The organism is uncultured Thiodictyon sp. (genome assembly GCF_903946935.1).
In the GTDB taxonomy this organism is placed as follows: domain Bacteria; phylum Pseudomonadota; class Gammaproteobacteria; order Chromatiales; family Chromatiaceae; genus Thiodictyon.
Genome location: NZ_CAJAXH010000073.1, coordinates 14,108 through 25,853, shown reverse-complemented (window position 1 = coordinate 25,853; position 11,746 = coordinate 14,108). Strand labels below are relative to the sequence as shown.

The window sequence follows — 11,746 nt, the reverse complement described above, 5'->3', positions numbered from 1 at the left end:
CCTAGCAGCCTGTCGGACTTGATGGCGTAACCGATTGATTAAAAAGGAAAACGACTTTTTGGCGCAAAAGAGGAAACTCTTTGCATTCAATCGGTTGCATCACTAAGTCCGACAGCCTGCTAGAAAGAGCAGTTGTCACGCCAAGGCGCCAAGTGATCAATGCCCGCGAGATAGGATCAATGCCCGCGAGATAGGGCTATCCATGATCGGACAACGATGACGGATCTCGGCGCGAGGGCGGCCTCGTTCAGCGCTACAGCGTTCCCCAGGTATTCTTGCGCTGCCGCAGGCGCAGCCGCGGGAGGATCAGGCCGAGCAGTATCCCGCCGACCAAGACCCCGGCCCCGATCAGGAACCAGCGCAGATTGGTCTGGTTCTTGAGATCGCGGTTTTCCTGTTCCAGTTCCGCCTGGGCGCGGGTCAGGTCCGCCACCTGGACACGCAGCCGCTCCCGGTCGGTGGTGACCTCCAGCACGTTGGCGCTGGCGTGGCGGATGGTCGCCAGTTGCTGCTCCAGCAGATTGCTCTTCTGCACCAGGTCCTGGTTACGCGCCGCCAGCTCGGTCCGCTCGGATTGGGCCTTGGCGAGTCGGGCGGAGAGTGCGTCGGGCGACTGTTGCAGCTCGGCGAGACGGGCCTCCAGCGCGGCGACGCGGTTGCGCGCGGCGGGTTCGGTCTGGAGTTGGTCCGCGGGCACGAAACCAACGGCGCCGTCCAGGGTCTTGACCTGCGCGTATTTGGTGGTCCGGTTGACCCCCAGCACTTCGAGCGGTGTGCCGCTCGGCAGCATCTTGATGACCTTGTAACGGGTGCTACCCCCGGCCCGCAGGCCGACTTCCAGTTGATCGGTGACGTAACTGGTCTCGGCCTGGGCCGATAACGGGATCAGTAGCGCGGCACAGAGGCCGCACAACAGGGGTGCCGATGCGCTCATGGGGCGTCCTCGCTACGATGTGATACGGGTTTTTCGGCGCACGCGGCGCGGGGGCCTCAACGCCCGAGGACCAGCAGGAATTCAAGCAGCGCCTTTTGCACATGCAGGCGATTCTCGGCCTCGTCCCACACCACGGATTGGGGGCCGTCGATGACCGCGGCGGTCACCTCTTCCCCGCGGTGCGCCGGCAGGCAGTGCATGAAGAGCGCGTCGGGCGCGGCGCCGGCCATCACCGCCTCGTTGACCTGGAAGGGGGCGAACTGCGCCATGCGGGTGGCCAGTTCGTCCTCCTGGTGCATGCTGGCCCATACATCGGTGACGATCAGATCGGCCCCCGCGGCGGCGGCTACCGGGTCGTGCATGATCTCGCAGCGGTCGGCGCATTCGGCCAGCAACCCGGTCTCCGGCTCGAAACCGGCGGGGCAACCGATACGCAGCTCGAAATCCAACAGACATGCCGCCTCCATGTAGGTCTGGCACATATTGTTGCCGTCGCCGATCCAGGCCACCCGCCGGCCGCCGATATCGCCGCGATGCTCCACATAGGTCTGGATGTCGGCGAGGACCTGACAGGGGTGCAGGCGGTTGGTCAGGCCATTGATGACCGGCACCGAGGAATGGGCGGCGAAGCGCTCCACAGTCTCCTGCTCAAAGGTGCGGATCATCACCGCATCGACCATGCGCGAGAGGACCCGGGCGGCGTCCTCGACCGGTTCGCCACGCCCGAGTTGGGTGTCGCGTGCCGACAGGAACATGGCATGGCCGCCGAGTTGGGCCATGCCCGCCTCAAAAGAGACGCGCGTGCGGGTCGAGGATTTCTCGAAGATCATCGCCAGGACGCGGTGGCGCAGGGGGCGATAGTCCTCCCCGCGGCGGCGCATGGCCTTGAGTTCGGTGGCGCGCGCAATCAGGGCGCGCACCTCGGCGGCGGCCAGATCGGTGAGCGAGAGGAGGTGCCGACAGGTGCTCGGGATGGCTTGCATCGGGGGTCCGTTCTCCGGGAGTGGGTCAAGCGCGCCCTCAAGGGGCACTGAGGAACCGGCGGATCAGGGCGCTGAGACCCTCGACCAACGCTGCGACTTCGTCCTGATCGATGATTAGTGGCGGCAAGAGCCGGATCACCCGCTCGGCGGTGACATTGATCAGCAGCCCCGCTGCCAGTGCCTGCCCCACCAATTCGCTACAGGGCCGATCCAGTTCGATGCCGAGCATCAGGCCGCGCCCGCGGATGGCGACCACCCCCGCCGTCCCGGCGAGGGACTCCCGGAAGGCCGCGAGCAGGGCTGCCCCTTGGGTCGCGGCGTGTGCCACCAGGTCCTGCGCCGCGATGGTCTCAAGCACCGCCCGGGCCGCGCGGCAGGCGAGCGGATTGCCGCCGAAGGTCGAGCCGTGGCTGCCGGGGCCGAAGACCTCGGCCGCCGCCCCGCGGGCCACGCAGGCGCCGATCGGGACCCCGTTGCCGAGTGCCTTGGCCAGGGTCATGACGTCCGGCACGATGTCGGTGTGCTGGAAGCCGAACCAGCGCCCGGTGCGCCCGATGCCGGTCTGGATCTCGTCCAGCATCAGGAGCCACCCCTCGCGGTCGCAGATGCGCCGCAGGGCCGGCAGGTAGTCATCGCCGGGGATATTGATGCCGCCCTCGCCCTGGATGGGCTCCACCAGGATGGCTACGATGTTCTTGCGGTTGGCGGCGGCGGTCTCGATGGCGTCGATATCGTTATACGGGACGCGCAGGAAGCCTTGCACCAGCGGCTCGAAGCCGGCCTGCACCTTGCGGTTGCCGGTCGCGCTCAGGGTCGCGAGCGTGCGGCCGTGGAAGCTGTTCTCCATCACCAGGATGGCCGGGTTCTCGATGCCGCGCTGGTGGGCGTAGAGGCGCGCCAACTTGATCGCCGCCTCGTTGGCCTCGGCCCCCGAGTTGCCGAAGAAGACCCGGTCCATGCCCGCGAGCGCCGTGAGCAGGGCGCCCAGGCGCTCCTGTTCGGCGATGCCGTAGATATTGGAGGTATGCACCAGCAGCCCGGCCTGCGCGCACAGGGCGTCGCGCACCGCGGGGTGGGCATGGCCCAGGCCGCACACGGCGATCCCGGCCAGCGCGTCCAGGTAACGCGTACCGCTATCGTCCCACAGCCACACGCCTTCGCCACGTGCGAAGGTCACGGGCAGTCGTTTGTAGGTCGCCATCAAGGGTTCGCTCATAGAGGCCCTGCCGAATCGGCTCCGGGACGCGCGAGGTGCCGCGTCCAAAAAAACAAAAAGGCGGTTCCTTAACGCGGGAAACCGCCCTGACAGAAACACCAAGCGGCGAAAGATAGCGCGTCCGCCCTAAACAAGACAAGTGTTTGGACGCCGCTGACGTGCATTTCCGGTGATTGAGGGGCTTCAGGCGGGTGTGGCGGGGGTTCCGGATGGGGGCAAGTGGCCCAGATCAGAGGTTTTTCCGAGTACACCGGCGGCGGCGTTCAAGCCGACCGGGGAGCTGGCTGGCGGGGCCGATGGCCCGGGATAATGATTAAGGTTGCTTAACACTCCACCAATTCGACGGGTGGCGCCCCATCGCGTCTGACTTCCTTCTTGAGTTTGGTGGTCGTTCCGGGCGCGTGCCTCGCGTCGCACAGCGACTAACACAGGCGTGACACCGCCGCAGCGGTGTCACGAGAGCGTCGGAGACGGCCCAACGCTGGCTCGCATTGCTCCTTTGCGTGTTAACCAAGCCGGGGCGCCTCAAGCGCCCCGGCTACCCTACCGTTTTTTCGGCGGCAGCAGGTCGGTGATGGAGCCGTGGGCCATCTCGGCGGCCAGTCCAATGGTCTCGTTGAGCGTCGGGTGGGGGTGGATGGTGAGTCCGATGTCCTCCATGTCCGCGCCCATCTCCAGGGCCAGGACGGTCTCGCCGATCAGCTCGCCCGCGTTCACGCCGACGATGCCGGCGCCGAGGATGCGGTGGGTGTCCGGGTCGAACAGGAGCTTGGTCAACCCCTCCTCACGGTGGATGCCGAGTGCCCGACCGCTCGCCGCCCACGGGAAGACGCCCTTCTCGTAGGCGATGCCCTGCTTCTTGGCCTCGGTCTCAGTGAGGCCCATCCAGGCGATTTCCGGGTCGGTGTAGGCCACCGAGGGGATGGTGAGCGGGTCGAAGAGGGCCGGCAGGCCAGCGATGACCTCGGCCGCGGTCTTGGCCTCATGGGTCGCCTTGTGGGCGAGCATGGGGTTGCCGACCACGTCGCCGATGGCGTAGATGTTGGGCACGTTGGTGCGCAGGTGGGCGTCCACCGGGATGAAGCCCTGGGCGTCGACGGTGACCCCGGCCGCCTCGGCGTTGATCAGCTTGCCGTTGGGTCGGCGGCCCACTGCGACCAGCACCTTGTCGTAGATGGCCTCCCCCGGGTGCTTGCCCTCGAAGACGATCTTGATGCCCTCAGCGCTCGCATCCATCCGTGCCACCTTGGTCTCCAGTAGGATGCGCTCATAGCGCGGCTTCACGACCTTCTCCAGCACCCGCACCAGGTCCAGGTCGCAGCCGGGGATGAGCTGGTCCTGTAACTCCACCACGTCGATGCGTGAGCCGAGCGCAGCGTAGACGCTCGCCATCTCCAGCCCGATGATGCCGCCGCCGACGATCAGCAGGCGCTCCGGGATGTCGGCAATCTCCAAGGCGCCGGTGGAGTCCATCACCCGCGGGTCCTCGTGGGGGAAGCCAGGGATGCGCACCGGGCTCGACCCGCAGGCGATGATGCACTGGTTGAAGTTGACGCCGATCCGGCCCTCGCGGGTTTCCACGCTCAGGCGGCGCTGGCCCTCGAAGCGCGCGCTGCCGGTGACGATCTGCACCTTGCGCTGTTTGGCCAGTGCCGCCAGCCCCCCGGTGAGGCGCTCGACCACCTTGCGCTTGCCGGCGCGCATCTGGTCCAGGTCGATCTGCGGCGGGGCGAAGGTCACCCCCATCGCCCCGAGTGCCTTGGCCTCCTCGATGATGGCAGCGGTGTGCAGCAGGGCCTTGGAGGGGATGCAGCCGACGTTGAGACAGACCCCGCCCAAGGCGCCATAGCGCTCGATCAGGACCACGCGCTGGCCCAGGTCGGCGGCGCGGAAGGCCGCCGTGTAGCCGCCGGGTCCGCCGCCGATGATCGCAATCTCCGTGCTGATGTCCTGGGCTGGGGTCTGGCCGGGCGTTGCTGCTGGGATGGGTTCGCTCATGATTGCTCTACTTGGCTCAAAGGATCGATCGAGGGTCCGCACACTGCGGCGGCGGGAACACCCACAATCCTAACCGATGGGAGGACCGCTTGGGGTGCGCGATGCGTCCCGCCGCCGCCTGGGCCTCTGGTATATTTCGCGCTGATTGACCCTCGCACCGGTGTTCCGATCATGACAACCAAGCTCCGTGCCATTCAGGCCGACCTCACCACCCTCGCGGTGGATGCCATCGTCAATGCGGCCAATGGGTCGCTGCTCGGCGGCGGGGGGGTGGACGGGGCCATCCACCGTGCCGCCGGGAGCGAGTTGCTTGCCGAGTGTCGCACGCTGGGCGGCTGTGCGGTCGGGGACGCGAAACTCACGCGCGGCTACCGGCTGCCCGCCCGCCATGTCATCCATACCGTCGGGCCGGTCTGGCACGGCGGAGCCGAGGGTGAGGCGCAACTGCTCGCTGCCTGTTATCGCCGTTGCCTGGAGGTCGCCGCGGCGGCCGAACTGCGCTCCCTGGCCTTCCCGAGCATCAGTACCGGCATCTATGGCTATCCCATTGCGGCTGCCGCCCGAACCGCCGTCGCGACCGTCCAGGACCGCTTGCCACGATATCCTGGTATCCAGGAGGTTATTTTTTGTTGCTTCTCGGCCACGGATCTGGCCGTCTATGAATATCTGCTGGGGGTTTCTGCTTGGGCAAGCGAGTAGGTCCGGGGGGCGAAGCTCAGGCACGCAAAGTAAAACTGGCTGCCCGGGTTTTGCCGGCCAACCACCTATCCTTGACTACAATAAAACCGTGGAATAAGATAAGTTACCATCAACTTATTGTGGGCGAATAAAATGGAGATGCTCTTTTGGCCGTTGCTTGGCGCCTTGATTGGCATAGGCGCCGGGATGAAGCGCGGGTTTAACCTAGCCGGCGCAGCTATTGGCGGAGCGCTGCTTGGCCCTCTGGCCTTCCTGATGTTCTTCATGAGCGGACTTGTTTCGCGCTCCGAAAAACAGGTCAAGTGCCCGTTCTGTGCTGAATTTATCCGGCCCGAAGCGGTTGTCTGTAAACACTGTCACCGGGACCTTCCTGGAACTTCAGTCGTGCCCGAAAGAGGCGCCGCGATACCAAGTAAGCTCAAGGTGCGTGCCAGAGTTGATGGTGATAGCCTGCGGTGCGGTAATTCAACCTGCGGCCGAAAACTGGTATCGACAGGTCGTTGCACGCATTGTGGAGCCTTGAACGAGTAAGAGCGTGCGCATCGGACTGCGCTCGCGTGTGATACGACAAAGCCCCGATCACGGGGCTTTGTCGTTGGCTAAGTGCCTGTCTAATTGGCGTCCCCACGGAGATTCGAACTCCGGTCGCCGCCGTGAAAGGGCGGTGTCCTAGGCCTCTAGACGATGGGGACTGAATCGTTACGCTATTAGCCGGGGCGCTCCGCGCAGCGGGCTAAAAAAGAATCCGGTAGCCAGATGTGGGCGACCGGATTTTCAGTAATTGGTGGAGCCAGACGGGATCGAACCGTCGACCTCAACACTGCCAGTGTTGCGCTCTCCCAGCTGAGCTATGGCCCCGAGTCAATCGAAACAAGCTGAATCAATCGAGACGAAAATGATACCCGTCGCAGCGCAGTCTGTCCAGTCCATTTTTTCAGTTCGCGGAGATGGTGTCGTCCGACGGTCGGGGTGCCGAGGCAAGTCGGGGGCTTGCCTGCAGCGCTCCGGTGCGGGCATCGTATGCAGGTCGTCGCAACCATCCACGGGAGTCTCTACCTATGCTGCGAATCTTCTTGTTTTTGGCGACCAATGTGGCCGTCATGGTGGTCATCAGCCTGGTCTTCAGTCTGCTTGGCCTCACCGGCGTCAACTCCGCTGGCGGCCTCGATCTGCCGTCGCTGCTGGCGATGTCGGCCATCATCGGCTTCTCCGGCTCGCTGATCTCGCTCTTTCTCTCCAAGTCCATGGCCAAGCGCGGCATGGGCGTGCAGGTCATCGAACAACCAAGCACCCCGTTCGAGCGCTGGTTGCTGGACACGGTGGCCCAGCAGTCGCAGCGGGCGGGGATCCGGATGCCGGAGGTGGGGATCTTCGACGCGCCGGAGCCCAACGCCTTTGCCACCGGCTGGAACCGCAACGCGGCCCTGGTGGCGGTGAGCACCGGGCTCCTCCAGACCATGACCAAGGACGAGGTGGCGGCCGTGGTCGGTCACGAGATCAGCCATGTGGCCAACGGCGACATGGTGACCCTGACCCTGATCCAGGGTGTAGTCAACACCTTCGTGGTGTTCCTGGCGCGGATCGTCGGCAGTCTGGTGGATCAGGCACTGCGCGGTCCCAACGATCGGGGCGCGGGTCCCGGCATCGGCTCCTTCATCGCGACGATGGTCGCCCAAGTCCTGCTGTCCTTCCTTGCGACTATGATCGTGATGTGGTTTTCGCGTTACCGGGAGTTCCACGCCGATGCGGGGGGGGCGCGGCTCACCAGTCGGCGCCAGATGGCCGATGCCCTGCGCGCCTTGCAGCGCGGCCACGCCACGACCGACCTGCCGGCGCAGGAGTTTGCCGCCTTCGGTATCAGCGGTGGCATCGGCCAGGGGCTCGCGGCCCTGTTCATGAGCCATCCGCCCTTGGAGGTACGCATCGCCGCCCTGGAGTCTGGGCGGGGTTGAGGGGACTCGCCGGCCCCTCCCCAGACCGGAACCAGTCTGGGAAGGGGGGGCGGCGCGCGGGACTATTTGTGGGCGTCGTCCTGCTTCTTGGCCGGTTCAGCCGTCTCCCCGTCCGTCTTGGGGGTCACCTTGACCACCTCCTCGTTCAACTCGACCTTGGCGGCGTCACGCAGCTTGTTGACCTCCACCGCCAGCTTCTGACGCTGCACGATGGCGGTGAGTTGAGGCTTGATTTCCTCAAAGCTGGGTGGCGGGGCGATGCGGGTCTCCTCCAGGTTGATCACATGCCAGCCGAACTGGGTCTGCACCGGCTCGCTCGAGGTGGTGCCGGGCTTCATCTTGACGATGGCCTCGGCGAAGGGTTTCGGCATCTGGTTCGGATCGATCCAATCGAGCGCGCCACCGTCGGTCTTGGCGGTTGACACCTCTGAATATTTCTTGGCCAGTTCGGCGAAGTCAGCGCCCTTCTTCTCCAGCTCCTTGATGACCTTCTTGGCCGTCGCCTCATCCTTGACCAGGATGTGTCTGGCCTTGAACTCGGTGCGGGCGGCGGTCTTCTTGACCTCCTCATAGGCCTTCTTCAACTCGTCATCCGTGACCTTGATGTCCTGCGCCATGGCGCCCAGGGCGGCGTTCGACATCACCTTCAGGCGCTGCACCTCGAGGGCTTGGGCGACTTCCGGTTGGTCTTGGAGTTTACGCTTTTGCGCCTCCTGGGCGGCCACGACCATCGTCATGAATTCGTTGAACACCTGTTGCTGGAATGCCGGGTCGGTCTGGGTGGCCTGGCCCTGGGTGTCTTGCAACCGTTCCACGAAAAACGCGCGGAAGAGATCCAGGGGATAGGCGACGCCATTGACCACGGCGATGTTTGAGTCAGCCGGGGGCGCGGCCGGCGCGGCGGCCGGCTTGGCGTTCTCCGCCAGGCAGAGACCGGAGGCGAGCAGGGCGCCGATGACGAGGGACACACGCGTCTTGAGCATTGCTTTAAGTTCCGTAGGGTGGAAAGGATGGGTGAGTGACGGCGGCCCTAGAAAGAGTATTTGGCCGCAAATGAACGCAAACCAACGCAAATAAATACAGGAGGTTATCCGTTACCTGCTGAAGCAGGCAGTTCACCCGGCCGGAGCGCCGAGTTTGTTTGGGATAAACTCATAACAATTTGTTTTATTTGCGCTTATTTGCGTTCATTGGCGGCTTAACTACTCTTCTTAGGATGGCCGGTCCAGGTGGCGGATCAGGCCGGGAATACCTGTTTGAACGGTTTGACCTGAACCTGGGCATAGACGCCGGCCGCGACATAGGGGTCGGCGCCGGCCCAGCGTTCCGCGGCCGCGAGGTCGGAGAACTCGGCGACCACGAGCGAACCGGTGAAGCCGGCCGCGCCCGGGTCCGGGCTGTCGATCCCTGGATGGGGGCCGGCGAGCACCAGACGGCCCTCCTCCTGGAGGGCGCGCAGCCGCTCCAGGTGGGCGGGGCGGGCGCCCTGCCGCGCGGCGAGGCTCCCGGCGTGGTCGGTAGCGATGATGGCATAGAGCATGTCAGTCGGTCTCCGCGGCCGCCTGGGGTTCGTCCTTGACGTGGCGCCCAAGATAGAAGGCCTGGGCGATCACGAACAGGATTGTGAGCCCCATCATGCCGAACAGTTTGAAATTGACCCAGTAGCCTTCGCGGTCATGGGCATCGTTGCACTGCGCCAGTAGGTTGCCGGTGAACTGGACGGCGCAGTCGGCGAGATCGATGGCGTCCTTGCCGCTCGCCAGCAGCAGCGCCTGCTGGGCCTGATAGAAGCCGGTGGCCCAATAGACCACGACCAGGTTGACCAGTCCCAGGGCGAAGAAAAAGACCGCCCAGGCCAGGTTCAGACCGCGCCAGATGGGGCTTGGGACCGTCACCGCATGACCCATCATGCGCTCGGCCAGGGGGCGTTCGCCGATCCACTGGCTGCCCAGGAAGGTGGCAGCGAACAGCCAGTTGACCAGGGTCGGCTTCCACATCACGAAGATCGGGTTGTGCAGCGCAATCGTCAAGCCGCCAAACAGGACGATCAGCCCCAGGGTCGCGACCAGCAGGGTGTCCACACGGTGTTCGCGCCACCACATCCAGGCGACCTGGAGCGCCGCGGCGGTGATCGCCACCCCGGTGGCCACATAGATACCCGCGAACTTGTAGGCGGCGAAAAAGAGGACAATCGGGAGCAGGTCGAACAGGATTTTCATGGGTGGCCTTCAGGTTGCGACTGACCGGGACCGCTGACATGGCCGTACGGTGCGGTTGCCGGGGGCGTGGCGGCGGGTCGAGCGCCGCGGCGGGACGCGGAGCATAAGCCCTTGTCGGGATCGCGTAAAGTGGCGGCGGTGGTGTCGCCCCTGGCGCAGCCGGGTGTCGATCTGCTGTTTTCATCATTTTACAAGCATTTACGGATTTTGCCTCCGGTGCGTTGTAAAATTCGGTTGGCGCGCGGCGGTTCGCCAAGCGGACTTTTATCCTATGCTGTGTAGGCATTGCGTTCCAGCGCCCTTTCAAGCAATCGCACGTACCAATCAATGGCACAGATTCTGATCGTTGAAGACAGTAGTATCCAGGCCGAACTGCTGCGGCGCGTGCTGGCCGATGCCGGATATCGGGTCAGCCTGGCACGCGATGGCGCCGCGGGCTTGGCGCAGGCGCAAGCGCAACGCCCGGATCTCCTGATCAGCGACATCAATATGCCGGTGATGGACGGCTTTGAGTTGTGTCAGCGCATTCGCCATGACCCAGAGCTGTGTACGCTGCCGGTGATCTTGCTGACCGCCATGAGCGACGTGCAAGACGTGGTGCGGGGGCTGAATGCGGGTGCCGATAACTATGTCACCAAGCCCTATGATCCCGCACTGTTACTGAGCCGGGTACGCGACTCGCTCAATCAACCGAGCCAGGTGGCCGCGGAACTCAAGTTGCCGCTCCAGGCCCGGCTGGGCGATGAGGTGTTCGAGGTCCATACCGGCTCGCAGCAAATGTTGAACCTGCTGCTGTCCATCTACCGCAATGCCTTGGAACAGAACAAACTGCTCCAAGCCACCCAGGACCAGCTCACCGAGCTGAACGGCAAACTCCAGCAAGAGGTCGAGACGCAGTCCGCCGCACTCATCGAGCACGAGCGTAAACTCGGCAATGAGCGCGAAATGCTGCTGAAGAAGGAGGCGGCGCACTTCCATGAACTGCACGACACCTTGCTGGAATCGGTCACGGCGATTGCCGCCACGGTGGAAATGCGTGACCCATACACCTCGGGCCACCAGCGCCGGGTGGCCAATCTGGCGGTATTGATCGGGGCGCAATTGCAGCTTTCCGCGCACGACCTGGAGGGCCTCCAGATCGCCAGCGCGGTCCACGATGTCGGCAAAATCCGCATCCCGTCTGAAATCCTCACCAAGCCCAGCAAGCTCGATCGGGTGGAATTCGATTTCATCAAGACCCATTCCCAAACCGGCTATGAGATCCTGAAGAATATCCACTTTCCCTGGCCGATTGCCGAGGTGGTGCTACAGCACCACGAGCGGCTCGATGGTTCGGGTTACCCGCGCGGCCTGGAAGGCGATGAGATCCTGTTAGAGGCCAGGATACTGGCCGTCGCCGATGTGGTGGAGTCCATGTCCACGTCGCGGCCCTACCGCAAGTCGCTGGGGGTTGAGGCAGCCATTGCCGAGATCCAGGCGGGTCGGGCCACGAAGTTCGATCCGCTGGTGGTGGATGCCTTTATCGCCGTCCACGACCAAGGCCGGTGGTCGCCCGAGGTGGCCTGATCTGAAGAAGAAAAATTCGTCCGCAAATAAACGCAAATGAACGCAAAATAGGATAATGGGTCGCGGGCATCCGACGAACCACCTTGCCTTGCCCGGTCGATGAGTTGCCTGATATCAGTAAGCAACGGAAAGGGTTTTTTTATTCATTTGCGTTCATTCGCGTTCATTTGCGGACAAAT

The 11,746-nt window shown here is 64.1% G+C and carries 10 protein-coding genes and 2 tRNA genes; 3 read left to right on the top strand and 9 right to left on the bottom strand.

Going from position 1 to position 11,746, the window contains the following annotated elements; all coding sequences use genetic code 11:
* Positions 1-253: 253 nt before the first annotated feature.
* From QZX93_RS06585 to lpdA, 4 genes are all read right to left on the bottom strand, one after another.
* Complete coding sequence (locus QZX93_RS06585; protein WP_295384712.1) at positions 254-934, bottom strand: TIGR04211 family SH3 domain-containing protein; 681 nt, start codon at positions 932-934, stop codon at positions 254-256.
* A 56-nt stretch (positions 935-990) separates the two neighbouring features.
* Positions 991-1,917, bottom strand: a complete 927-nt coding sequence (gene argF, locus QZX93_RS06580; RefSeq protein ID WP_295384709.1) for an ornithine carbamoyltransferase — start codon at positions 1,915-1,917, stop codon at positions 991-993.
* A 37-nt stretch (positions 1,918-1,954) separates the two neighbouring features.
* Positions 1,955-3,133 (bottom strand): aspartate aminotransferase family protein, encoded by a 1,179-nt coding sequence (locus QZX93_RS06575; protein WP_295384706.1) that lies wholly within the window; start codon positions 3,131-3,133, stop codon positions 1,955-1,957.
* A gap of 543 nt (positions 3,134-3,676) precedes the next feature.
* Entirely contained in the window at positions 3,677-5,131 is a 1,455-nt protein-coding gene (lpdA, locus tag QZX93_RS06570) for a dihydrolipoyl dehydrogenase (protein WP_295384704.1), read from the bottom strand.
* Between the two features lie 171 nt (positions 5,132-5,302).
* Between lpdA and QZX93_RS06565 the strand changes: the two genes are divergently transcribed.
* A complete protein-coding gene (locus QZX93_RS06565) occupies positions 5,303-5,830 on the top strand; it encodes an O-acetyl-ADP-ribose deacetylase (RefSeq protein ID WP_295384700.1) in 528 nt (175 codons plus the stop codon).
* A 616-nt stretch (positions 5,831-6,446) separates the two neighbouring features.
* On the opposite strand, the gene QZX93_RS06560 is transcribed toward QZX93_RS06565, so the two are convergent.
* Both QZX93_RS06560 and QZX93_RS06555 read right to left on the bottom strand, forming a co-directional pair.
* A tRNA-Glu gene (locus QZX93_RS06560) sits at positions 6,447-6,522 on the bottom strand.
* 90 nt (positions 6,523-6,612) lie between these two features.
* A tRNA-Ala gene (locus QZX93_RS06555) sits at positions 6,613-6,688 on the bottom strand.
* A 200-nt stretch (positions 6,689-6,888) separates the two neighbouring features.
* Between QZX93_RS06555 and htpX the strand changes: the two genes are divergently transcribed.
* A complete protein-coding gene (gene htpX, locus QZX93_RS06550) occupies positions 6,889-7,782 on the top strand; it encodes a protease HtpX (protein ID WP_295384698.1) in 894 nt (297 codons plus the stop codon).
* 62 nt (positions 7,783-7,844) lie between these two features.
* Here htpX and QZX93_RS06545 read toward each other — a convergent pair whose 3' ends face one another.
* From QZX93_RS06545 to QZX93_RS06535, 3 genes are all read right to left on the bottom strand, one after another.
* Positions 7,845-8,765, bottom strand: coding sequence for a peptidylprolyl isomerase (locus QZX93_RS06545; RefSeq protein ID WP_295384695.1), 921 nt, complete (start codon positions 8,763-8,765; stop codon positions 7,845-7,847).
* A 254-nt stretch (positions 8,766-9,019) separates the two neighbouring features.
* A complete protein-coding gene (locus QZX93_RS06540) occupies positions 9,020-9,322 on the bottom strand; it encodes a YciI family protein (RefSeq protein WP_295384692.1) in 303 nt (100 codons plus the stop codon).
* 1 nt (position 9,323) lies between these two features.
* On the bottom strand, positions 9,324-10,001 hold the full coding sequence (locus QZX93_RS06535) for an inner membrane-spanning protein YciB (RefSeq protein ID WP_295384689.1): 678 nt from the start codon (positions 9,999-10,001) through the stop codon (positions 9,324-9,326).
* Between the two features lie 327 nt (positions 10,002-10,328).
* Here QZX93_RS06535 and QZX93_RS06530 point away from each other — a divergent pair, with 327 nt between their 5' ends.
* Positions 10,329-11,567, top strand: a complete 1,239-nt coding sequence (locus tag QZX93_RS06530) for an HD domain-containing phosphohydrolase (protein ID WP_295384684.1) — start codon at positions 10,329-10,331, stop codon at positions 11,565-11,567.
* Positions 11,568-11,746: the final 179 nt, after the last annotated feature.

Excerpts from the sequence above, each read along its gene's own strand:
- QZX93_RS06545 (WP_295384695.1), bottom strand. The coding sequence starts at position 8,765 with ATGCTCAAGACGCGTGTGTCCCTCGTCATCGGCGCCCTGCTCGCCTCC.
- QZX93_RS06585 (WP_295384712.1), bottom strand. The coding sequence starts at position 934 with ATGAGCGCATCGGCACCCCTGTTGTGCGGCCTCTGTGCCGCGCTACTG.
- QZX93_RS06530 (WP_295384684.1), top strand. The coding sequence starts at position 10,329 with ATGGCACAGATTCTGATCGTTGAAGACAGTAGTATCCAGGCCGAACTG.
- QZX93_RS06575 (WP_295384706.1), bottom strand. The coding sequence starts at position 3,133 with ATGAGCGAACCCTTGATGGCGACCTACAAACGACTGCCCGTGACCTTC.
- QZX93_RS06540 (WP_295384692.1), bottom strand. The coding sequence starts at position 9,322 with ATGCTCTATGCCATCATCGCTACCGACCACGCCGGGAGCCTCGCCGCG.
- htpX (WP_295384698.1), top strand. The coding sequence starts at position 6,889 with ATGCTGCGAATCTTCTTGTTTTTGGCGACCAATGTGGCCGTCATGGTG.
- argF (WP_295384709.1), bottom strand. The coding sequence starts at position 1,917 with ATGCAAGCCATCCCGAGCACCTGTCGGCACCTCCTCTCGCTCACCGAT.
- lpdA (WP_295384704.1), bottom strand. The coding sequence starts at position 5,131 with ATGAGCGAACCCATCCCAGCAGCAACGCCCGGCCAGACCCCAGCCCAG.
- QZX93_RS06535 (WP_295384689.1), bottom strand. The coding sequence starts at position 10,001 with ATGAAAATCCTGTTCGACCTGCTCCCGATTGTCCTCTTTTTCGCCGCC.
- QZX93_RS06565 (WP_295384700.1), top strand. The coding sequence starts at position 5,303 with ATGACAACCAAGCTCCGTGCCATTCAGGCCGACCTCACCACCCTCGCG.